Origin of the sequence: Spirosoma spitsbergense DSM 19989, from assembly GCF_000374085.1 — a bacterium.
Classification (GTDB): Bacteria; Bacteroidota; Bacteroidia; order Cytophagales; family Spirosomataceae; genus Spirosoma; species Spirosoma spitsbergense.
In genome coordinates this window covers 23,595-47,406 of sequence record NZ_KB893572.1, presented here as the reverse complement: position 1 = coordinate 47,406, position 23,812 = coordinate 23,595, and the positions used below count along the sequence as shown (strand labels likewise).

Annotated in this window: 12 protein-coding genes and 1 pseudogene; 4 read left to right on the top strand and 9 right to left on the bottom strand. The window is 51.9% G+C overall.

The window, feature by feature from the left end; translation table 11 throughout:
* Window positions 1-102: 102 nt before the first annotated feature.
* The 9 genes and pseudogenes from gyrB to B157_RS0124365 all read right to left on the bottom strand — a co-directional run bounded on the left by gyrB (window position 103) and on the right by B157_RS0124365 (window position 16,407).
* The gene (gyrB, locus tag B157_RS0124410; protein WP_020605937.1) at window positions 103-2,103 is read right to left on the bottom strand and encodes a DNA topoisomerase (ATP-hydrolyzing) subunit B; all 2,001 of its coding nucleotides are present in this window, start codon (window positions 2,101-2,103) and stop codon (window positions 103-105) included.
* Between the two features lie 374 nt (window positions 2,104-2,477).
* A complete protein-coding gene (locus B157_RS0124400) occupies window positions 2,478-2,882 on the bottom strand; it encodes a hypothetical protein (RefSeq protein WP_020605935.1) in 405 nt (134 codons plus the stop codon).
* Between the two features lie 112 nt (window positions 2,883-2,994).
* A complete protein-coding gene (locus B157_RS0124395) occupies window positions 2,995-4,203 on the bottom strand; it encodes an alanine dehydrogenase (protein ID WP_020605934.1) in 1,209 nt (402 codons plus the stop codon).
* 72 nt (window positions 4,204-4,275) lie between these two features.
* Window positions 4,276-4,698: a tRNA (adenosine(37)-N6)-threonylcarbamoyltransferase complex ATPase subunit type 1 TsaE gene (tsaE, locus tag B157_RS0124390; protein WP_020605933.1), complete on the bottom strand. Its 423-nt coding sequence runs from the start codon at window positions 4,696-4,698 to the stop codon at window positions 4,276-4,278.
* Window positions 4,699-4,760: 62 nt separating this feature from the next.
* Entirely contained in the window at window positions 4,761-6,047 is a 1,287-nt protein-coding gene (locus B157_RS0124385) for a Gfo/Idh/MocA family oxidoreductase (protein WP_020605932.1), read from the bottom strand.
* A 137-nt stretch (window positions 6,048-6,184) separates the two neighbouring features.
* Window positions 6,185-7,915 carry a RagB/SusD family nutrient uptake outer membrane protein gene (locus B157_RS0124380; RefSeq protein ID WP_020605931.1) on the bottom strand — a complete coding sequence of 577 codons (1,731 nt, stop codon included), beginning with the start codon at window positions 7,913-7,915 and terminating at the stop codon, window positions 6,185-6,187.
* Window positions 7,916-7,917: 2 nt separating this feature from the next.
* Window positions 7,918-11,165: pseudogene (locus tag B157_RS35955) on the bottom strand (SusC/RagA family TonB-linked outer membrane protein).
* 652 nt (window positions 11,166-11,817) lie between these two features.
* Window positions 11,818-13,200: a RagB/SusD family nutrient uptake outer membrane protein gene (locus tag B157_RS0124370; RefSeq protein WP_020605930.1), complete on the bottom strand. Its 1,383-nt coding sequence runs from the start codon at window positions 13,198-13,200 to the stop codon at window positions 11,818-11,820.
* Window positions 13,201-13,206: 6 nt separating this feature from the next.
* The gene (locus B157_RS0124365) at window positions 13,207-16,407 is read right to left on the bottom strand and encodes a SusC/RagA family TonB-linked outer membrane protein (RefSeq protein ID WP_020605929.1); all 3,201 of its coding nucleotides are present in this window, start codon (window positions 16,405-16,407) and stop codon (window positions 13,207-13,209) included.
* Window positions 16,408-17,038: 631 nt separating this feature from the next.
* Between B157_RS0124365 and B157_RS0124360 the strand changes: the two genes are divergently transcribed.
* The 4 genes from B157_RS0124360 (at window position 17,039) to B157_RS0124345 (ending at window position 23,799) form a co-directional block, all read left to right on the top strand.
* The gene (locus B157_RS0124360) at window positions 17,039-17,635 is read left to right on the top strand and encodes an RNA polymerase sigma factor (protein ID WP_020605928.1); all 597 of its coding nucleotides are present in this window, start codon (window positions 17,039-17,041) and stop codon (window positions 17,633-17,635) included.
* A gap of 7 nt (window positions 17,636-17,642) precedes the next feature.
* Entirely contained in the window at window positions 17,643-18,755 is a 1,113-nt protein-coding gene (locus B157_RS0124355) for a FecR family protein (protein ID WP_020605927.1), read from the top strand.
* Between the two features lie 170 nt (window positions 18,756-18,925).
* The gene (locus tag B157_RS0124350; RefSeq protein WP_026308947.1) at window positions 18,926-22,288 is read left to right on the top strand and encodes a SusC/RagA family TonB-linked outer membrane protein; all 3,363 of its coding nucleotides are present in this window, start codon (window positions 18,926-18,928) and stop codon (window positions 22,286-22,288) included.
* A 14-nt stretch (window positions 22,289-22,302) separates the two neighbouring features.
* The gene (locus B157_RS0124345) at window positions 22,303-23,799 is read left to right on the top strand and encodes a RagB/SusD family nutrient uptake outer membrane protein (RefSeq protein ID WP_020605925.1); all 1,497 of its coding nucleotides are present in this window, start codon (window positions 22,303-22,305) and stop codon (window positions 23,797-23,799) included.
* Window positions 23,800-23,812: the final 13 nt, after the last annotated feature.

Here is a 23,812-nt window from a genome sequence, read left to right as displayed (position 1 = left end):
AGTATCGTTCTGTTTGGGTTTATGGAATAGCGCATACGTAATTCAAAGATTGAAGTACAACAAAAAAGCGGGTCAAAAAACCCGCTTTATGTTATCATTCGGTTAAACATCCACTCGGGCGTACTTGGCATTTCGTTCGATAAATTCTCGTCGGGGTGCTACTTCGTCGCCCATCAGTGTTGAGAAGACGTGATCCGCATCCGCTGCCGACTCTACCGTTACTAACTTCAGGCTCCGCCGATCCGGGTCCATCGTGGTGCTCCAGAGCTGTTCGGCGTTCATTTCGCCAAGACCTTTGTAGCGCTGAACGTTTACACTCTCCTCCCGGCCACCACCAGCCAGTTCTTTTACGGCAGCTTCGCGCTGGGCTTCCGTCCAGCAATAGCGTTCTTCTTTTCCTTTTTTTACGAGGTAAAAAGGTGGCTGGGCAATGTAGATGTAGCCATGGTCGATCAACGCCTTCATGTTGCGATAAAACAGCGTCAGAATCAGCGTTCGGATGTGGCTACCGTCCACGTCGGCATCGGTCATGATAATGATCTTATGATACCGCAGCTTGTCCAGGTTCATGACAGTCTCGTCGTCCTTCTTTTCAAGACGAACGCCCAGAGCCGTCCAAATATTTTTGATCTCTTCGTTTTCGTAAATCTTGTGCTCCATCGCCTTCTCTACGTTCAGGATTTTTCCCCGCAGGGGCAAAATGGCCTGAAACGCCCGGTTGCGCCCCTGTTTAGCCGTTCCGCCGGCGGAGTCCCCCTCTACCAGGTAGAGTTCGCATTTTTCAGGATCGGTATCGGAGCAGTCGGCCAGTTTGCCGGGCAATCCCATGCCGCCCATGAAGTCCTTGCGCTCGGTCATGATACGCTTGTAGGCCAGGTCGGCGGCAATACGCGCCTGAGCCGATACCAGTACTTTCTTAACGATACCCTGAGCGGTTTTCGGATTTTCCTCCAGCCAGGTTTCGAGCAAATCGGCCATTGCCTGACTCACCGCACTGACTACGTCCTGGTTACCAAGCTTGGTTTTGGTTTGCCCTTCAAACTGGGGTTCGGCTACCTTCACCGAAATAACGGCGGTCAGCCCTTTACGGAAATCCTCCCCGCTAAAGGTGATCTTGCCGGAGTTCTTGGGGAGCACACCGGGGTTTTTATCGGCGTAGTTCTTCAGCACCCGCGTCAGCGCCGACCGGAATCCCTGTACGTGTGTACCGCCTTCGTGCGTGTTGATGTTGTTCACGTACGACAGGACATTTTCGCCCGCTTCGTAGTTGTACACGAGTGCCACCTGAACGGGTGTGGAGCCTTTTACACTTTCCATGTAAATAGGTTTCATGCCATCGAGCGGTGGGCGGGTTTGATCCAGGTATTCCACAAATTCGGCCAGACCACCCTCCGAAAAGAAGTCGTCCTGACGAAGTGGTTCGCCGTTTTCGTCCAGCTCGCGCAGGTCTTTCAGGAAAATATGAATGCCTTTGTTCAGGTAAGCCAGCTCGCGCAAACGCCCTGCAACGGTGTCATATTTATAAACGGTATCGGTAAAAATGCTGGAGTCGGGCTTAAAATGCGTCCTGGTACCAGTGTTAGAGGCTTCACCAATGATACGAACATCGTACTGAGGAACGCCGATTTTATACGCTTGCTCGAATATTTTACCTTCCCGATGCACTTCCACGTGCATATCGGTCGAGAGTGCGTTTACGCAGGAGACCCCCACACCGTGCAGTCCACCGGAAACTTTGTAGGTATCTTTATCAAATTTACCACCGGCGTGCAGGATGGTCATGGCAACCTGAAGGGCCGAAACACCCATTTTGGTGCTGATACCCGTTGGAATGCCCCGGCCATCGTCCTGTACTGTAATGGAGTTATCAGGATTGATGTTAACGGATATTTCAGTGCAGTAGCCTGCCATTGCTTCGTCGATGGAATTGTCGACAACCTCCCATATCAGGTGGTGTAACCCACGCGTACCCACGTCGCCAATGTACATGGACGGACGTTTGCGAACGGCCTCCAGGCCTTCTAATACCTGAATATTATCGGCACCATAATCGCCCAGGGCTGTTTCAACAGGAGCTTCTTCTTCAATCAAATCGTTGGTCATAAAAATCGAAAAAATGTCAGTAATTTATTGTTGTTCAGAGTTCAGGTTTTTACCCACCTAAGGGTGGTCGTATAGATTGTAAAAATACAAAAAAAATCGCTCTTTTCCTACGATATCCGGTAAGATTGCCTTAATATACAAAAAAATAGTTTATCGCCGTATTCAGGCGGTAAAGCGTCCACACAGGGCATTAATCAGCCTGTTTGCGGGAGTGGTACCTGAATAGGTCAGATCACCGTAAAGCGGCAAAAAGAAGTTACCGGAGCGGCTGGTCTTTGCCGATACGTTTCCCCGAAAAGTATTATTGGCGAACAAAAAAAACAAAAGCCGAATCGGGTAGATTCGGCCTGAAAAACGTACTGTCCGGGGGCTGATTAATCTTCGGGATAGGGAATGTACACAAAGCCGGCAAAATCGCCGTGAACCACAAACAGGCAGCAGTACTCGTCCGGGTTCTTGTAGTTCTCCTTCCACATCTCAATCGAATCCTCTCCAATCAGTTCGCGCTGGATAAACTCATCCATAAATGACGCTTTGTAATGCCACTGGTTCTCTAATTCTGTTGCGCCAATCAGCAGCTGCCCTACGGGTATATCCCGACGGGAGGCTACAAAAACAGGATTGTCTGAAAAGCCGCGTTTCCGAATCTGATACGAAGCTTCCTTAAGCTGATCGGCTACTTTGATAAAGTCCGACGAGATGAGGCCCATCAACTCTTTGTTGACATCGTACGAGTTGGCATCATCGAGCAGGGTATTTTCGTTGCTGTGGTTGATCATTTTTTTAACGTATTAGGAGCGAGTAGTTAGGAGTGATGAGCCTTTCGGTATGAGTGAAAAAGTGACCCGGACGACTCCTCACTCCTAACTACTCGCTCCTAATACTTATTTTTTAGAATCTTGCTGCCAGCAATAAATCCAGGTCTTTAAAACGCATATTGAACTTCCGGGCAATGTGGGCGTTGGTCAGCGTTCCTTTGTGCGTATAAACACCTTTCATAAACCATCGGTTCGCGTACATCATCTGCTCAATCCCTCCCGTAGTGCCGGTTTCGAGCAGGAACGGGAGAAAGATGTTACTCAGGGCCATGCTGGCTGTGTGGGCCACGCGGGCGGCAATGTTGGGTACGCAGTAGTGAATGACTCCCATGTGCTTAAAGGTGGGGTTTTTGTGCGTAGTCATGCGGGAGGTTTCAAAATTCCCTCCCTGGTCGATGGATACGTCGATGATGACCGAGTCGGGTTTCATGCGACCGACTGTTTCCTCCGTAACCACCACCGGACTGATACCTTCCTCGGCCCGGATGGCCCCGATGACAACGTCGGCCCGCTGAATGGCTTCGGTCATGGTATCGGAGTCAATGATGGAGGTGTAAATGTGGTGCCCAACGGCGTATTTGAGTCGCTGTAACTTGTAGAGGTGCCGGTCAAAAATTTTCACGTCGGCACCCATGCCGAGGGCAACCCGAACGGCGTACTCCGTTACGGTTCCGGCACCAAGCATCACTACTTTGGTGGGTGGAACGCCGGTAATGCCGCCCAGAATAATACCCCGACCATTGTCGGCATTGCTCAGGTATTCGCCCGCAATGAGCATGACCGTACTACCCGCAATCTCGCTCATCGACCGAATAACCGGCATTCCTCCTGCCTGGTCTTCGATGTATTCATAACCGAAAGAAGTCAGATTTTTATCGTTGATTCGTTCGAAATACGCCCGGTCATGGGTGGGCAGATTGACCGTAGAAATAACGGTACTGCCCGACTGAACGTACTCAAATTCCTCATCCACCAACGGTTCAACTTTCAGGATCAGGTTAGCTTCATACACCTCTTTGGGCGAGTAGGCAATCTGGGCCCCGGCTTCACTGTACTCGGTATCGGTAAACTTCGCTTTCTCACCCGCACCATTTTCCACGATTACATTATGGCCATTTCGGACCAGAATAGCTACTGCTTCGGGCGTAAGGGCAATTCGATTTTCCTGAAGCGATACTTCTTTAGGCAATCCGATAAGCAGGCTGTGCCGGTTCGTTTTTACGGCCAGCGGGGCTTCTTTCGTATACACGGCCGTTTTGGCCAGTTCCTCAAATCCAGTCACTTAGGTTACGTTTATAAGTTGATTGAGGGCTGCTGTTTACCGTTGAAAAACCGGCAGACCGCCATCCTCAAACTAGTAAACTGTGTTCGCTTCCAGGATGCGGCTGCCGTCGTCGTCAACGGCAAGATGAACCTGGTAATACGTTACCGGCCAGAGATTCATGATTTTCTCCGGCCATTCGATAAAGCAGTAATTTCCCGAATCAACATATTCTTCGATACCAATATCCAGCGCTTCGGCTTCATTACGGAGCCGGTAACAGTCAAAATGGTAAACGGAGTGCCCCTCGTGGGTTGTGTACTCGTTCACGATGGAAAAGGTTGGACTTTGCACGGTACTGACCACACCCAGAACCCGGCAGATCGCTTTGATGAGGGTCGTTTTTCCCGCCCCCATATCGCCGTCGAACAACCAGACCGACCGTTCCCGGCCTTCGGCCAGTAGCTGGCGGGCTGCGGTGTCTATTTCGTCAACATGGTCGATATAGAGAGTCATACGATACAGCGTCAGATATCACCCGGCTATGCGGATTAAAAGCCCGCAAAGATACGAATTTTCTAGGCTGTCCACTTCGTTCGCATTGGGCGACTCAGTAACTTATTGGCTTCGGCATCCCCGTCAAATTGCTCCGTATTCGGGTTCCAGCGGAGCGGGCGACCCAGCAGATAGGCAATGTTACCGATGTTGCAGACCGAAGCCGTGCGGTGACCCACCTCTACATCGCAGATGGGAGGCTTGCGGCTTTTAATGGCATCCAGGAAGTCTTTGTAGTGGTTATCGCTGAAATAAACGTGTTTTTCATTAGCACCAATCACTTTGTCTTTCAGCGATGCGGGCGTGGTAATCAGTTCACCCCGGGCCACTTTCACCTCTCCCTCTGTGCCTATAAACTGGCAGAACTGCTTTCCGTCTACAGGTGTGTGATGCATCTGGACACCATTAGCATATTGATACACCAGTCCTTTTCCATCTTTCCCCGGCGTTAAGGACGTTGGGCCGGAGTTGTCCATATCCAGTCCCCACTGGGCAATATCGAACATATGGGCACCCCAGTCGGTCATGCCGCCCCCGCCAAAGTCACGGATATCGCGCCATTGCCCCCAGAACTTAGCCGTCAAATCCGGGTCGAGCACGTTGTTATACGGGCGTTCGATGGTGTTGGGTCCGAGCCACGCATCCCAGTTCAGTCCCGCCGGAACAGGTTCGGCAACTAAATCGAATGCCCGTGGCGGCCCGCCCACATTGACATTGATCGTTTTCACCTGACCGATATAGCCATTACGAACCAGTTCTACGGCCTGCCGAAACTCCTTCCACGACCGCTGCATGTTACCCGTTTGAAATACCCGCTTATACTGCCGGGTAGCATTCACCATATCCCGGCCTTCTTTGACGGTGAGCGACAGCGGCTTTTCGCAGTAAATATCTTTCCCGGCTTTGGCAGCCGCAATAGCAATCGGGCTATGCCAGTGGTCGGGTGTGGCAATAACTACGGCATCAATGCCCTTGTTGTTGAGCAAGGTTCGGTAATCGTCGTAGCGTTCGCAGCCGGCGTAGGTGCCCACATTGCCTTTATCGGCGTAGTGTTTGTTGACTGCTTCGGCAAAGGCGGCTACTTTCGGCTGGTACACATCGCAAACGGCGATGACGCGGGCCTCATTTTGAAGAAACCGCCCGCGCAGACCCGCAGCCTGCTTCCCCAGCCCGATGAAGCCGATGGATACCTGGTCGGAGGGAGCGGTAAAACCGCGGCCCAGCACATGGCGCGGCACAATATAAAACGCCGAAATCCCGGCGACCTGTTTCAGAAACGTTCGGCGGTTAGTGGCAGATGAGTCTTGCATAGCTATTGGATTGGTAAAGAGGAAAAAGTGGGCAACCGGTAAGGTTTACTTACCGATTACCCACTTTGAACTAGTAGACAGTCAATGAGTTGGAGAGATGGTGATTTAGTACGTACCTGACCAACTAGCTGATTGAATTAATTATACCCCGGATTCTGGGTCAGGGTTTCTTTCCCGTCTTTCTTGCTGTTAAAAATTTCCTGTAACGGAATCGGGAAATATTCGTGGCGACCTTTGATAAACTGAACCCCGTTCAGGTAAATGCGCTTTTTCGCTTCTGTCGTGTAGTAATTGTTCAGGGTCTGGTCGGCAATGTTCCAGCGTACCAGGTCGAACCGGCGGTGGCCTTCCATACCAAACTCCAGTCGCTCTTCAAACTGCACGGCTTTGCGGGCAGCGGCCTGATCGGTCCAGGGTGTGGTGTACTCGCTGATAACGTAGCTAGCGGCTGGCGTACCATCGGCAGATTTTACGAAACCATCCGGGTTGGCGGCCCGCCGGCGAATCTGGTTGACGTAGGCACGGGCTTTGTTCAGATCACCAATTTCGGTTTCTATTTCGGCCAGCCACAGCAACACATGGTCGTAGCGAATCATGCGGTAGTTGTTGGCGTTCAAACGCGGGTTACCCGCAAAGGTGTTCGTTCCTACATCCGACCGGTACATAACGTGCTTCTTGGGTGAATAAGGGCCACCGTAGGCCTGATCGCGCACGTAGGCTTTGCCGGGGTGAACACCCCAGTCGAGGTACTGAATACCCCGGCGGCCAACTGTCCAGTCTAGCCGGGGGTCAACCGGGCCGGTATAGGGCGTAAACGGAGCCGTCGATTCGATGCCCTGATCATTGGTTAGGTCCGTAGCATTGAACGTGTCGATCAGGGGCAGGCCTTTCGCATCGGTTTTAAAGGCATTTACCAGGTTTTGCGACGGCTGGAAGAATCCGCAGCAGGTCGTTACACCGCCACCGCCGTAGGGGTAGTTGAGGGTTGAACCGATGTTGCCATTTTCGCCACCCGATGCCCCATCATTGACCGAGTACTGCACTTCAAAAATAGACTCCGCATTGTTGTTGGTTACGGCCTTGAAGTTATCGTGGTAGCGGTCCATCAGTTTATACTGCCCACTAGCCACAATGGCTTCGAGCAGGGGTTTGGCTTCAGCGTATTTTTTCTGGAACAGGTAGGCTTTCGCCAGTTCGGCCGCAGCAGCCCATTTCGTTGGTCGGCCAACCTGCGTCTGTTTGGCAGGCAGTACATCGTAAGCCGCTTTTATATCAGCCACCACGTTGGGCCAGATATCGACGTTATTCGGCATCTTGGTACTTTCCAGGTCGTTCGGATTGTACGTTTTCTCATCAATATAAGGCACCATATTGAACATTTTCTTCAGTTCGAAATGGTAGTGACCCCGTAGAAAACGGGTTTCCGCCGTGACCTGTGCTTTTTCGGCATCGGTCATATCTTTAGTCGCGGCCAGTGCCTGCAATACGTCGTTTGTCCGGGCAATGCCGTCGTACATGCCCCGCCATTTGCCCCGGAAATAAATATTATCTGACTGAATGTTGGCCTGCTCAATCAGGGAGATTGGGGGCTGGTCGCCCGCAATGGTGCCTTTGTAGGCATCATCACTGGCTACACTGCCATATACCCAGTTGTCGGCCCCTACCTGGTAGGAGCGGTAGGCACCTTCGGCAGTGGCCCAGCCATCGAGCAGGGCGTAGGCGCCAATGAGCAGGGCATTTACACCCGTTTTATTTTGCAGCGTCGTAACAGCCAGCGCGGCCTTAGGCTGTACGTCCAGAAACTTGTCGGAGCAGGCCGTAGCGAGTGCCAGACAACCAACGGTTATGAAGATGGTTATTTTTTTCATGATCAGAATGATAGATTTAGACCGACTAAAACGGTTTTGGCAACTGGATACGATCCCCCGTCGACCCCAATCTGGCGGTCGTTACCCGCCGAGTAGGCGCGTAGATTGATTTCGGGGTCCATACCGGAGTACTTGGTGATGGTAAACATATTCTGGCCCTGGATGTAAACCGATGTGGCGCCCATCTTTAGTTTCGAGAGCAGTACCTGCGGTAGTTGGTAGGTGAGCTGAATATTCTTCATGCGGAAATACGATCCGCTCTCCAGATAATACGTGGAAGGCTGAATGCTGACCTGGTCGCTGGACCGAAGCTGAGGCAGAATGGCATCTGTACTACCGGGACGCCATGACTGATACAGCATCCGGGTACTGCGGTTGCCGGCGAAGGTGGGGAAATCGGTCCAGTACTTCGTGTAGTTGAAAATCTGATTACCCTGTACGCCCTGGCCGAACAAGGTCAGCCCAAAGTTTTTATAATTTAAGCTAAGGTTCAGGCCGTAGTTGAACTTGGGGTGCGGGCTGCCAATGATGCTCAGATCTTTGGTATCAATTTTTCCGTCACCGTTAATATCCCGGAACTTGAACCGACCTGCCACATTTTCTGATGCGGCATTACCAAACTGCACCGGAGCGGCTTTGGCTTCTTCGTTCGTCTGGAAAATACCGTCGATGGTGTACCCGAAGAACGACGAAATAGCGTAGCCCTGCTGTGTCACTACGAAGTTCTGAATCCGCTCGTCGTTGATACCGAAATACTGCGTGCTGGGATCGCCGTTGGTTTTGGTCACCAGGTTCCGGTACGTGCTGAAATTGGCACTCACATTGTAGCTCAGGCCATTGTTACCCAGCTTGTCGCCGTAGCCAATCATCAGGTCGACACCCCGGTTGCGCATGGAACCGATGTTTTGGAACGGGTTTACGGCTACCCCCTGCGTGAGCGGTGCCTGCACCGGGAAGAGCATATCCGAGGTGGTACGGGTGTACCAGTCGAACGCAATGTTCAGGCGGTTTTTGAGCAGCAGCGCGTCGAAGCCGAGGTTTAGGCTGGTGGTGGTTTCCCACTTGGCGCGGGCGTTGCCGAACTGGGTCAGTTCATAGCCCGGAATGGCCGACGTACGGGTACCGTTGATGTCGTAAAATGAGGTGATGGGGTTGGTACTGAACTGCGTAAACGAGTTATAGTTACCAATTTCCTGGTTACCTGTCAGGCCATAACCAGCCCGAAATTTCAGGTCGTCAATGAAAGTAAGGGGTTTGAAGAAATTTTCTTTCGATACCCGCCAGCCCACACTGGCCGCTGGAAACACCGCCGACCGGAATTCGGGAGAAAAGCGGGAGGAGCGGTCCCGACGCACAGTCATATCAAGCAGGTACTTATCATCCAGCGCGTAGTTGATTTTGGCAAACTCCGAAGCCAGCCGCCAGTTAGAGGCCCCGCCGTTGTTGGTTTGAACCCCCGTACCGGCACTGAGGTAGCGGTTTTCATTATCATCCACGGCAAAGTTGGTCCGGCTGGCATCGAAAAACTCGAAATAATTTTTGATGGATTCCGTACCGGCAATGACGTTGAACCGGTGCCGGTCGCCCAGATTCCAGTTATAGGTCAGGGTGTTGTACCAGGTCCAGGTCCATTCGTAGCTGTTGCTGGTCTGGAGTTGGTTCGACCCCCGCGCTTCGGCCGACTCAATATCCCGAATGGTGTAGTTCCGGTAGTTGGAGAGGTTGTAGTCAATCCCAAAACTGGTGCGGGCGGTCAGGTTAGGCAGAATGTCTACTTCGGCATAGGCATTGCCAAACAACCGCACTTCCTTCTGCACATTGTCTTTGCTCCGTTGCAGCAGGGCCAGTGGGTTATTGGCATTATCGAGATCGCCCCCGCGCGTACCGGCAAAGTTACCCGCTACGTCATACAACGGAATGATAGGCTGAATCCGGTAGGCAAACGAGATCGGGTTGCTCTCGGCATTGTTGCCATTGGGCTGACCAATACGTTCACCGTAGGCTACCTGAAAATTCTGCCCGGCCCGGATTCGTTTGGTTACGTTGAACTCCGTATTCGCCCGCAGGGAGTAGCGTTTGTAGCCGGTATACTTCATGATCCCCTCCTGGTTGAAGTAGTTCAGCGACATGGCATACCGTCCATTTTCGCTTCCGCCCGATACACCTAACTGGTGGTTCTGAATGGGAGCCGTCTGGAAAATTTCTTCCAGCCAGTTCGTTCCCTGCTTGTTGGCGGGGGTAATGAGCAGAAAATTTGGAGAGCTGATGTCGTTATTGTAGTTGGCGTAAGTACCATCAGCATTCCGGGCTACGCGCGGATCGCTGGCCGAGGCACCACTGGGCAGCACAAAATCGGGGATAACCGGTGTTGCTCCGTTGCCAAACTGCGAGTGAACCGGATTGCCATTTGCTCCCACCACACCAGAGTTTATCCGGGATTCCCAGGTTAGCTGGGCGTATTCCTGCGTGTTGAGCATGCTCAGCAGTTTGCCGTGTCGCTGCGAACCGTAATACGTATCGTACGTAAATTTGGGCTTACCGGCTTTGCCTTTCTTGGTGGTGATAATGACTACGCCATTACCCGCCCGCGAACCGTAAATGGAGGCTGCCGAAGCATCTTTCAGAATCTGCATACTCTCTACATCATTGAGATTCAGTGTATTCAGATTACCCTTTGTTGGAACGCCGTCGATGACATAGAGGGGCGAGTTATCGTTAATCGTACCAAACCCCGGATGCGGACCATCACGCCACCACCCGGCGCGTTCTCGTTACCGACCTGAACCCCCGCCACGCGGCCCTGGAGGGCCTGCCCCACGTTGGTAGCGGGTACGGACAGGAGTTGTTTAGTATCCACCGTAGCCACAGCCCCGGTAATGTCGCGCTTGGCCTGCGCACCGTAGCCGGTTACGACCACTTCATTCAGGGTTTTGATGTCGGGGGCCATCGATACATTGATGGATGTTTTACTGCCGATAGTTATATCCTGCGAGGCATAGCCAATAGCTGATATTGTGAGTATGTCGCGGCCCGATGGTATATTGAGCGAAAACTGACCGTTGGCATCCGTCACGACACCCGTTTGGGTACCTTTTACCACAACGTTAGCCCCGGGCAGGGCCGAGTTGTCGTTACCGTCGGTAATACGGCCCGTTAATATACGGTCCTGGGCATACGTCTCTGCGCATAAAAACCAACTGAAAAGTAACAGTGGCAGAATGCGGTACGTTTGGTGTAAAACGTGTTTCATACTGAAAATTGATTAGAGAAGATGGAAATTTTACTAAGGAAAGTACTTATCGTATTTGTCTTAAAGGTAGTTAGCTTCACATTCTAATTATCCCCAAATTACTTGAAATAATTAATTTTTAACTTGAAAAAGCTCATTTATCGAATATTCGGTCTTTTTCAGGGTTTAACGTATATTTACTCAACGCGTTAACAGGCTACCGGACCAACTTTAGTTCTTCAAAGGGCACTCTTTAGCGCCCCTGACAATCAATTTGATGAGGCAGTTGAGGAGCGGAAACAAGGATAGTATGCCGTAAATGCCGGGCTGGAGAGATAGCCATTTGACGCCTGCTAACTAATGAAAGCAACCTATCCCGAAGACCTTCTATATGCTTCATTCGGAACTGCCGGGCAGTAGCAAACCCCATTAATCAACGCCTGAAAGAGCATGGATCATCTGTAGAGGCTCCCTGCTTTTCTCATGGTTTCTGGGCGTTCTATTTACGTATTTCAAGTGGAGTGAAGCGAGAAAACTGGTTATAACGCCCTCTTTCCTGCCGATTCTACCACATACAGAGCGAGTTTAAAACAACATAAATGACAAACGGGAACACTACTGGTTCCCGTTTGTCATTTGGAAAGAAAAGGCTCAGCAAATCCAGACCAGGCCATCAATACCCGTCGTTCTGCGGAAAAATAGTCTTGTTATTATAGACGTCGATTTCCGACTGCGGAATGGGGTAGTATACCCGGTAAGCAGGCATGGTAATCCCCGTTACCTTGATAGCATCAACTGCAGTGCCGGTGCGGATCAGGTCGAACCAGCGGTCGCTTTCCAGGGCCAGTTCCAGCCGGCGCTCCCTGATAACAGCTGTCTGGAACGCTTCTTTCGTGGGGAGTTGAGCCGCGGTATAATTCGCAACCCCCGCCCGGGTCCGTACCCGATTCAGGGCAGTGAATGCGTCGCCCGTTGCCTGATAGCCAACACCGTTCAGGGCTTCGGCATACAGCAGCAGCACATCCGCGAAGCGCAGCACCGGGAAGTCATTACCCACGTCGCTCGTTGCCGACAGTTCATCATAAAACTTGCGTGGAACGGCGTTGATGCTGGTAGGAACCGGAATCATGACCGAGAGCGGAAGGCGTTTGTCACCCGCCGAATAAGCAGCCCGCAGGGATGGCTCTACGGGGTCACCGATGCTCGTACCGAACCAGGAGCCGTGTCCTTCGCCCAGTAAGCCGCCCTTCTTGAACTTCACCGAGAACAGCAGTTCGGCGTTGTTCTTGTTCGTGACCAGGAACACATCGCCCACGTTGGGCAGCAACTGGTAGGTGGTGCCATTAACCACATCTTTCAGCACAGCTGCCGCCAGGTCGTACTTTTTCTCCGTCACGTACACCTTACCCAGCATTCCCTTGGCCGCACCGGACGTAGCCCGGCCAACGTCGGCCCCGGTGTAGGTAGCAGGTAAACCGGCCGCTGCGGCCGTCAGGTCCTTTTCTATGGCTGCGTAGATGTCCGCAACCTCATTGCGGGTGTAGGAACGCGCTTCTGTGGTTGTACCGGCAGTCAGCACAAGGGGCACTTTTCCCCACAGGCGCACCAGGTTGAAGTAGGATAATGCCCGGATAAACTGCGCTTCGCCTTTGTAGCGGGCTTTCAGCGTGGCGTCCATGTTCACGGCGTCAATCTTGTCGAGAATCAGGTTGCAGCGGTTGATGCCCGTGTACAGACTGCCCCACGTATCGCGCAGCACGGAGTTGGTGGTCGGCTCGATAAACCGGTCGATGTTGTAGCGCAACCCCGAACCCGACGAGGGGTCGTTATCCAGAATATTGTCCCCCCGGGCTTCAACGATGGTGTTGTAATCGCCCCCGTACTGGTTGGAGCTTTGCAGGGCATCATACGCGCCATTGACGGCATTACCGAAGTCGTTGGCCGTTTTGTAAAAGTTGTCGACGTTCGGCTGCGACAGCGGTTTAAGGTCCAGAAAATCCTTCTGGCAGGCAGTCAGGCCCATAATGGCCGCAAAAAGTATCGTTAGTTGCTTCATGGCTAATTAGAAAGATAGGTTTAAACCGACCGATGTGGTACGTGGTAATGGATAGGTACCATAATCTTCTCCCGATGACAGGGCGCTGTCGGGACGGCTGTTGACTTCCGGGTTGAAACCGAGGTATTTGGTGAACGTGAAGGGGTTTTGGGCGGTCACATACAGGCGGGCGCGACTCACGTTTATTTTCTGCAACAGTGCCGTTGGCAGGGCGTAACCCACCGTGATGTTACGAACGCGAACGTACGAACCATCTTCGATGTGCCAGGTCGAAATTTCACCGTTCGAACCCGATGCCAGTCGGTTGGCGCGGTTCACCAGTCCGTTACCCGGATTGTCGACCGATTGCCAGCGGTCCAGTGCTCCCGCAAACAGGTTACCATTGCCTTCCATGTTATACACGTACCGGCGCAGCAGGTTCAGTATCTTGTGCCCCTGCACGCCCTGAAGCGCGAAACTCAGGTCGAAGCCCCGATAGGCGAAGTTATTGGTAAACCCAAAGGTGTATTTCGGGAGATAGCTGCCCGTAACGGTCCGGTCACTGCTAAAGTCGATCTTGCCATCACCGTTCACATCCCGGAATTTGAAATCACCGGGGCGGGTGGTTGTCGTGTGTGGATAAGCATCGATCTCGGCCTGATTCTTAAACACACCATCATTGATCATGGTGTAGTACTCGCCAATGGGGTGGCCAATCTGGGTGATGAACTGCGCTCCGGCCACACCACCGGCCACAATGATTGGGTCGCCGGAAGGCCCGAGGGCAATGACCTTGTTGCGGTTAGCGGCAATGTTGGCACTGGCTTCCCAGCGGAACCGGCCGAACGTCTGGCGCGTACCCAGAGTCAGTTCAATGCCCTGATTGTTTACTTTGCCAATGTTCTGCAATTCGGTGCTGAAGCCCGACGCGCGGGGTACCGGCACGTTCAACAACAGGTCCGACGTGTTGGAGTTGTAGTAATCGACAGTCAGGTTCAGTTTATTACGCAGAAAACTGGCATCAAATCCGATGTCGAACATGGCTGTTTTTTCCCACCGCAGCTTGTCGTTGGCCGAGTTGCCCGGCGCTAGGCCGCTCACGATGGTTTCGTTCCCCAGAATGTAGTTCTGGTAATTGAGCAGACTGATCGATCCGTAGTTGGGAATCTGAAAATTACCCGTCAGTCCGTAGCTGGCGCGTAGTTTCAGATCGCTCAGCCACGAAACCGATTTCAGAAAAGCCTCCTGCGACAGGTTCCAGCCCGCCGATACGGAGGGGAAGTAACCGAAACGATTGTTACGACCGAAACGCGACGAACCATCGGCCCGAACCGCAGCCGACAGCAGGTATTTGCCGTTATAGTCGTATTGTACCCGACCAATGTAGGACAGCAGCGACCACTCCTGAACATCGGAACTACCCGACGATACCTGACCCGCGTTGAGCGTATAAACCAGATCGTTAGGAAAGTTGGTAGCCGTCAGTTCGTTAGACACCCGGCGGTCCTTCTGCGACGAGAAACCTGCCAGTGCCGAAACCGTGTGCAGCCCGAATGAATGGTTGTAGTTCACCGTATTTTCAACGAGCCAGTTCACAAAGTTCTGCGCCCGCGAAAAACCCGTTGGGGTCGATGGTCCTTTGCGATCCCGAATTTCGAGTGTAGAGGGCCGGTAATAATCCCGCTGGAACGAGTTTACGTCGGTACCAAGACTGAGCCGATACGATAAATCCTTCGTAATGGCGTACTGCGCGTATACATTACCCAGCACCCGCAACTGACTCAGCTTATCGCTCACCTGATTGGCAATGGCAACGGGGTTCAGAATTGAGGTGGCGCCGTAGCCCCAGCCGTTATTGCCAAAGTTATACGTACCATCGGCATTATAGACCGAAAAAACCGGAGCACTCTGCAGCGCCAGTCCCACGACGCCCTCGCCCAGATACGGTCCTTCAGCTTTTACCAGATCGTGGTACGAATACGTTGGATTGAGGTTGATACCAGCGGTTAGTTTACCGCTTTTAACTTCCACATTGGCCCGGGTACTATACCGCTTGAAACCAGAACTGATGACCACGCCCCGCTGATTCATGTAGTTGCCCGACACGTAGAACTTTACGTTATCCTTACCACCCGAAATAGACAGGGTGTGGTTCTGGATAGTGGCCGAGCGGAAAATGGCATCCTGCCAATCGGTACTGGGCAGTCCGGCCTGACCGGAGAGATACGGCACGATTTCGGGTTGGATGAGCGTGCTCGGTGCGCCGATACCCGCGCTCCGAATGGCATTGGAATCGGTAGGTTTACCCGTTGGATTACGGTCGAGGTAAGCGTTGTTCTTGGCTTCGTTGCTTAGCTGGGCGTATTGGTAGGCATCGAGCAAATCGATCTTTTTCGATACCTGCTGAACACCGACGTAGGAGTCGTAATTGATAACAGTCTTACCTTCCTTACCCCGTTTGGTCGTTAATAAAACCACCCCGTTAGACCCCCGAGAGCCATAAATCGCGGCCGCCGATGCGTCTTTCAGTACCTCGATGCTTTCGATATCGTCCGTATTGATGGTACTCAATACGTTAATCGGGTTGTCGGGAAACTGGGTGTTGGTACTGCCCGTAGCAAACTTGGTGTCGCGCGAGAGGGGAATGCCGTCAACAACATAGAGCGGGTCATTCCCGGCACTGATTGACCCCGTTCCCCGTACCCGAACGGATAAGGCCGCCCCCGGCGCACCCGATGTTTGCGACACCTGTACGCCGGCTATTTTGGCCGCCAGGGCCTGATCGAAACTGGCAACCGGTTGCCCGGCCAGATCTTTCGCTTTTACCGAACCAATGGCCGTTGTGATATCCCGTCGATTCTGCACGCCATAACCAACCACGACTACCTCGCTCAGCGCATTATCAGTACCCGTCAGTTGTGCATTCACGACGCTTCGGTTACCCACCACAATGTCGAGCGGTTGATAACCAATAAAGGAAAAGACAAGTATCTTTCCCGCTGCGGGCAGATTGATTTGGTATTTTCCCTGGGAATCGGTGGTGGCGCCCACGTTCGTCCCCTTCACCTGAATAGTGGTCCCGGCCAGTGCGTCGCCATTAGCGGCATCGGTCACCGTACCCGTAATCATTGACTGGGCGTAACTACACTGAACCGTCAGGAACAGCAAACTAATCAACGCCCATTGTCGATACCCGTTGCGGGTAAAGCCTGGTAATGAATTTTTCATATAGTATTGATTTTCATAAAATTGACTTCATTTTTCAAAGAATGAAGCCGTTGTAGATTGCATCCAACCATACAATAGTAATGGTAAACCGGGTAATATTTTAGTATGCATTTAATAATTTTCGGATCGATAGTTAGTGAGAGGAAGAATACAACTGGCAGGTCAGAACACTAACCGTTAGTCTACTCTATTTTGCGCTATTCAATAAATTACTTTTTTAGAACAATTCGAATATTTAGTAAAAACATAAAAAGTTCGCACGTTCATTTGATACCATCCTTGGTGAAGAATTGCAGCATGTTGGACGGCTCAATGCCCTTACCAATCAACTTTACAGGTGTGCCAGGTGGTGAACCTGAGGGAGCCTGTCAAGACTGCTGAACGGGTTATTGCAACCCTACACAAAAACAGGCTGATGATGACCCTCGATAAGCGCTCGAAATTGCGGCAGGGTTTAGGGGGGCTATGATGCTACAGTCATTGCTTTTCGGGCAAATAAAAATATTTTTTCAAAAAATAGGATTAAAATTCTCAATTGATGGCATTACACTGTATAACGTCTTCAATTTAGTCAACTAAATCTTGACGTTAGTCAATCGTAGAAATAGTCAAGCTAAAGCCAGCGGTACTTGTGTCAACTCCCGATTCGTCAAATGAGCTATGGTATACCTTTCGTCAGGGCGACGAGCGGGCCTTTCAGACTATTTACCGGTTGTATGCGCATGACCTGCTCAACTATGGCCGGAAGGTTACTAATGATGTAGCCCTGATTGAAGATTCTATCCACGATTTATTCATCGAACTCTGGCAAAGCAGAGCTAACCTGAGCGACACTGATTCGATAAAGTTTTACCTCGTCCGCTCGCTACGCAACAAAATAACCAGAACCCGCAGCCGCGACCCGTTTTTCCAGGCTTCGGATGTCGATGCGTTAACCTTCGACGTGGATGACATTGGCATTGAAAATAAACTGATTGAAGATGAGGAACTCAGGCACGTATACGAGCAGCTGCGGAAGAGCTACGAACGGCTGACACCCCGTCAGCAGGAAGCCCTGAACCTGCGCTTTTACCAACATTTCAGCAACGAAGAAATTGCCCGGATTATGGGTGTCAATTACCAGTCGGCCTGCCGGTTTATTTACTCGGCGCTGAAAACGTTGCGCGAAGCCATTCGGATTTTCTCGCTATATCTGGCCTGGATTAGTATGGAGCAGTACTTACACTGATACAACCATGAATTATTGTCAACTCAACGCGGAAGACCTGGCAGCCGATGACTACTTCAAGGAATGGGTTTGCTCGCCAACACCAGAAACCAATGCATTTTGGAAATCCTTCCTCAGCGATTATCCGGAGCGATACTACCAGGTTGAGGAAGCCCGGCAATTAGTAGCGGGACTGGAGCAAATTGAGAAACGCCCCACCGAAACAGTCCGCGTGGATGCCCTTTGGAATCGAATCGAGGACTCCCTCGACACCTACCGGATAATCCCGGCAGAACGCTGGCTAACACGGTCAATAGTCTGGAAAATAGCGGCCTCGCTTTTGCTTTTCTTAGGGGTAAGCTGGGTTGGACAAACTGCCTTTAAGCAAACGGAGCTCTCGTTACAACCGTTTATTCAACCTGCCAACGATTGGGTTGAAACCCTAAATGAAGCCAGTCAGGTAATGCATATTCAATTAGTAGATGGAAGTCGGGTTACCCTACAGAAAGGGGGGCACCTCCGCTATAAAAGTCAATTCTCAGGCACTAAACGGGAGGTTTATTTAACGGGCGACGCTTTTTTTGAGGTTACCAAAAATCCAAACAAGCCGTTTGTTGTTTATGCCAATGGATTGGTAACCAAAGTATTGGGAACCAGTTTTCGCATCAATGCCCCAACGGGTGCTCCTACCGTTACGGTTGATGTAAAGTCGGGGCGGGTATCTGTCTATCCAAACCAGTCGGGTCAGGCTCAGGACCCCGAATCGAAAGGGTTAGTATTAACTCCGAATCAGCAGGCTGTTTTTCACCGCGATGAAGCCAAACTGGATAAATCATTGATAGAAAACCCTGACGTGCTGCTGTCAGAGAAGGAAGCAGAGCGGTTTGTTTTTGACGACGCATCAGCCGCCAGTGTCTTCAGGGCACTTGAAAAAACGTATGGTATAACTGTCATTTTTGATGAGGAGGTGATGCAGGATTGTACCATCACCATGAGTCTCGACCGTGAGAGCCTTTTTCAGAAACTCGATGTAATCTGTAGGGTACTCGATGCGGAGTATAAGCTCATTGACGCGCAAATTGTCATTTACAGTAAAGGCTGCTCAGGTTCCAGAAACAAGCCAATTCACCCCTCACAATAAGATTTTCAAGAACTAATTACCTAATCGCAACACCACTGTAGCATACATCCCCAAAGGCTATAAAACACAACTACCCCGGTTGAGATTCAGGGAGTATTATTGTCTGATTTGTCCTAAAAACCCTAAAACCAATGAAAAAATCAGTACCCATCCCAACCCTTTTTCATCTCATGAAACGTTCATGTATGCAGGTACTTCTGGCCGTGACGTTTACGGGTATCTCGTTAGCCCACGATGCGCCTACCCAGGAATTACTGGATAAGCGCGTGAATTTACGCTTCGAGAATCAGCACTTACGCATTGTACTGAAAGAGATTGAGAATCAGGCCGCCATCCGGTTTGCGTTTCGTCCGCGGGAAATTCCGTCTGAGCAAAAGCTTACGCTCATCGCTACCGATGAATCCCTGGGCGAGGTGCTGGAAAAAATAGTCAGGCCCCTTCGGCTTCGCTATGAAGTGGTAGGGCGGCAGATTATCCTCAGCCCCCTCAAACCGGCTCCCCAGTCCGAAACAAACACATCCCGAACAGAGAAAGCGCAGGCTTCGGTGAGCAATCTGGACCAGACCGTTAGCGGGACCGTGCGCGATGAAAGCGGAGCAGGATTACCGGGGGTCAGTGTTATCCTGAAAGGGACCCCGAAAGGCACAACCTCCGACGCCGACGGAAATTTCCGGCTGACGTTACCGGATGGAAACGCAATCCTCACCTTTTCATTTGTGGGCTATGTCTCGCAGGATGTATCCGTGGGTGGCCGCAGCCAGATCGATGTGTCGCTGGTAGCCGACAACAAGTCACTCGACGAGGTGGTTGTCATTGGCTATGGTACCCAGAAGAAGGTAAACCTGACCGGCTCCGTTGCATCACTGGACCAGAAATTCCTGGCCAACCGGCCCATCACTAATTCTACGCAGGCGTTGCAGGGATTAACCGGCGTGTACGTAAATATGACCGGTGGGCGGCCCGGTGCCGATGCAGCCACCATCCGAATCCGGGGCGTAGGTTCATTTGGTACCGGCAACGACCCACTGGTGCTGGTAGATGGTATCGAGTTTCCCCTCACGAGCGTGAACCCTGCCGATATTGAGAGTATCACCGTACTGAAAGATGCGGCTTCGGCGGCTATTTATGGTAACCGGGCGGCCAACGGTGTGGTGCTGGTAAAAACCCGAAATGGCTCGAAAGGCAAACTCCAGGTCGATTATAACAACTACGTGGGCTTTCAGCAGGCTACCGTCGTACCCGATGTGGTAACTAATGCTGTGGACTACATGGAGGGCAAAAACCGCGCATTGATTAATCAGGGAAGCCCCATCGAATATAACCAGGCTCTGATTGACGAGTATAAAGCGGGCACCGACCCCTATATTTATGCCAACAGCAACTGGTTCGATATCATGCTGCGCAAGGCTCCCCAGCAGGAACACAACCTGCGGTTTTCGGGTGGTAACGACAAGACGCAGTTTTCCCTGTCGCTGGGCTATCTGAACCAGGAGGGCATTTTGCAGAATACTTGGGGAAAACGCTATTCCGTCAATAGCAACATCACCTCCGACATCAACAAATGGCTTCGCGTGGGGGGCAGTATTGTGGCTACCTACTGGAATTACCGGGAGAGTGCCTACACCTCCAATGACGGCAACGGCGAAGGAGGCATTATGGGGCTGCTCTACCGGGGACTGCCCATGCAGGTACCCCTGCTGGCCGACGGCTCCTATGCCGACCAGTGGATACGGGTACCGGGCCACAATTTCTACCGCAACCCCTACGCGCTCTCGTACGAAGGGTTTCACAAAAACAGCACCTTCCAGACCATTTTCAACCTCTTTGCCGAAGTGAAACTGGCCCCCGGCCTAACCTATAAAGTTACCGCAGCCCCTAACCTGCTATACAGCACCGAACGATTCAACAATCCACAGATTAACCTGGTCCAGCCCAAAACGGGGGCCATTGCGCCAATGGGAAACATCCCCCCGCGCAGCGTGACCCAGGGCGCGGGCGAAGATTTGCGGTTTACCAACTTCCACACCCTGACGCTGAACCGTACGTTTGCCACCAGACACGAACTGAGTGCCCTGCTCGGCTTCAGTCTGGAGATGTTCAACAACGGCAGTTTCCAGGCCGGTAATCAGGGGTATATTGGTAATGATATTTACGAACTCAACGCGGGCAGTTCGAACCCGGCCGTTAGTGGCAACACCACACAGTCGCGGTTACAGTCGTATTTTGGGCGGGCCAACTACGTGTTCGACAGCCGCTATCTGTTTGAGGTCAACTTCCGGTACGACGGTTCATCCCGCTTTGCCGCCGACAAACGCTGGGGTTTCTTCCCGTCGGTATCGGGTGGGTGGCGTATCAACGAAGAACCTTTCCTGAAAGACGTAAGGGCATTGTCGAACCTCAAACTACGGGCCTCCTGGGGTAAGCTGGGCAGCCAGCCGCAGCAGTTGTTCGGGTTCGTATCAGCAGTCAATTCCGGCATCAACTATAACTTCAACAACAGTGTGGTAGGCGGTACAGCCGTCACCCAGATTGCCGAGCAGAACCTGACCTGGGAAAGCACCACCATCACCGATGTTGGCCTCGAAGTGGGGGTGCTCAACAACCGGCTGACCGGCGAGATTGACTATTTCAACAAGATTACGGACGGTATTCTGCGGCAGGTGAACATTCCCCAGCAGGTAGGCAACCTGACCGGACCCGTCCGCAACGTGGGTAAGGTGCAAAACAAAGGCGTAGAGTTTACCCTCAACTGGCGCGACAAAATCGGGCAGGTAGGCTATAATTTCGGTGGCAACCTGACGGTGGTGAAAAACGAGGTACTCAATACCGACGGGCAGCAGATTTTCAACGGTAACCGGGTCATTTTCGAAGGGTCTCCCATCGACTCCTACTATGGCCGCGTGGCCAATGGTTACTTTCAAACCGCCGACGAAATCAAAGCCGCGCCCTTCCAGAATGCTGTAACCCTACCCGGCGACATCAAGTACAAAGACCTCAATGGCGATGGCAAAATCGATAACAACGACCGGCAGGTTATTGGCAACGTGATTCCGAAACAGACCTACAATTTTACGTTGGGTGCCACGTATAAGAACTTCGATTTTACGGCTTTCTTCCAGGGCGTACAGGGCGTTGATAACTTCATTAACCTGAACCTGGGCTTTCCGTACCGCAACGGCGCGGGTGTGACCAAAGACTGGCTGACGGATTCGTGGACACCCGAAAACCCGAACGCCAAATACCCCCGCCTGACCACCGCGAACGGCTACCCGCAAAACTTTCAGATTTCGGATTTCTGGCTGCGCGATGCCTCCTACCTGCGGCTCAAAAATATTCAGATTGGCTACCTGTTCCCGGCGGCCCTCACCAGTCGGCTTGGTATCAGTAAACTGCGGCTGTTTGCCAATGCCCAGAACTTTTTGACCTTCACTAAATTCAACATTGGCGATCCCGAGCGCAGTGCTACCAGTGAAGGCATTATTCAGTATCCGATTGCCAAAGTGGCTACGGCCGGTTTAAACGTCACGTTCTAACGTCCCTTCGACTCATGAAAAAATATATTATTCCGGTTGGTCTGGCCCTGGCCTTTAGTAGTTGCTCCGATTTCCTGGACGTTAACCCCACCGACCGATACACCCAGACGACCTACTGGAAAACCCGCGACCAGGCCGAAGCCGCCCTGTTTGGTACCTATAACGCCCTGACCAATGGTAACCTCTACGCCGACCCCCTATCTATGGAAGCGGCTACGCCCAACCACTACACCTATAACAATACGGGCGGGGCGGGTTTCATTGCGCAGGGTATTCATGATGCGGCCAACGATCCCATTATCAACAGCAAATGGGGAGCCTGCTATACGGGCATTGGCCGGGCCAATAACCTGCTCGACAATGTGGGTAGTATTTCAATGGATGACGCAACCAAAAAGCGATTCATTGCGGAGGCTAAGTTTCTGCGGGCGTTGTTCTATCAGCACCTGCTGGTTCATTACGGGGGCGTGCCGCTCATTCTGGAAGCACCAAATTTAAGTAAGCAGGGGCAGCTACCCCGCAATACTGCCGACGAGGTAAGGGCTCAGATTACTAAGGACTGCGACGAAGCCATTGCCGACCTGCCCATAACAGCAGATAACAAAGGCAGAGCCTCAAAAGGAGCTGCTTATGCCCTCAAAGCACAGGTATTACTCTACGCGGGCAAGTGGGCCGAAGCCGCCACGGCAGCCAAAGCCATTATCGACGCTAAAACGTATAGCCTCTATCCCGACTATCGGGAATTATTTCAACTCGATAAGGAAGGAAATCAGGAAGTGATTTTTGATGTGGAGTTTAAGTTTCCAGAGTTTACCACCAGCTTCGATATTAACCTGACCGACTTCAATTCGACAGCTCCCTTACCCGATTTGCTGAACGATTACTACATGAAAGACGGTCTGCCCGCCAGTAAATCGCCCCTGTACGACCCCAAAAAGCCCTACGATAACCGCGACCCCCGCCTGAATCAGACGCTGATTTTGCCGGGAACCACGTTCCGTGCAAAAACCGTACTGGCCAATACGTTCGGGTTTACGGGTATTGGTCAGAAAAAGTATACCGTTTATAAAGACAACGAAGCCGGTACAACCCTGGCCAGTAGCCAGTCGCAGATCAATTACATGGTCTTTCGGTACGCCGACGTACTGCTGATGTATGCCGAAGCCCAGAACGAAGCCATTGGCCCTGATGCCTCCGTGTACAGTGCCCTCAACCTGATTCGGAGCCGGGCGGGTGTGGCAGCGGTAACGCCCGGCCTGACCAAAGACCAGATGCGCGTCGAAATTCGCCACGAACGCCGGATCGAACTGGCGGGTGAGGGGCTATACTACCACGATATCCGACGCTGGCGCACCGCCGAGGTAGTTATGAACACCGATATTTTTAATTTTGACGGCAAGAAAATAGGCTCCCGTACTTTTAATAAAGACCGGGATTACCTGTGGCCCATTCCCACCATTGTTACGCAGCTAAACCCGAACCTGACCCAGAATCCGGGATACGGCAAATAATTGACCGACCCAA

Excerpts from the sequence above, each read along its gene's own strand:
- B157_RS0124345 (WP_020605925.1), top strand. The coding sequence starts at position 22,303 with ATGAAAAAATATATTATTCCGGTTGGTCTGGCCCTGGCCTTTAGTAGT.
- B157_RS0124365 (WP_020605929.1), bottom strand. The coding sequence starts at position 16,407 with ATGAAAAATTCATTACCAGGCTTTACCCGCAACGGGTATCGACAATGG.
- B157_RS0124385 (WP_020605932.1), bottom strand. The coding sequence starts at position 6,047 with ATGCAAGACTCATCTGCCACTAACCGCCGAACGTTTCTGAAACAGGTC.
- B157_RS0124380 (WP_020605931.1), bottom strand. The coding sequence starts at position 7,915 with ATGAAAAAAATAACCATCTTCATAACCGTTGGTTGTCTGGCACTCGCT.
- B157_RS0124350 (WP_026308947.1), top strand. The coding sequence starts at position 18,926 with ATGAAACGTTCATGTATGCAGGTACTTCTGGCCGTGACGTTTACGGGT.
- B157_RS0124355 (WP_020605927.1), top strand. The coding sequence starts at position 17,643 with ATGAATTATTGTCAACTCAACGCGGAAGACCTGGCAGCCGATGACTAC.
- gyrB (WP_020605937.1), bottom strand. The coding sequence starts at position 2,103 with ATGACCAACGATTTGATTGAAGAAGAAGCTCCTGTTGAAACAGCCCTG.
- B157_RS0124400 (WP_020605935.1), bottom strand. The coding sequence starts at position 2,882 with ATGATCAACCACAGCAACGAAAATACCCTGCTCGATGATGCCAACTCG.
- tsaE (WP_020605933.1), bottom strand. The coding sequence starts at position 4,698 with ATGACTCTCTATATCGACCATGTTGACGAAATAGACACCGCAGCCCGC.
- B157_RS0124370 (WP_020605930.1), bottom strand. The coding sequence starts at position 13,200 with ATGAAGCAACTAACGATACTTTTTGCGGCCATTATGGGCCTGACTGCC.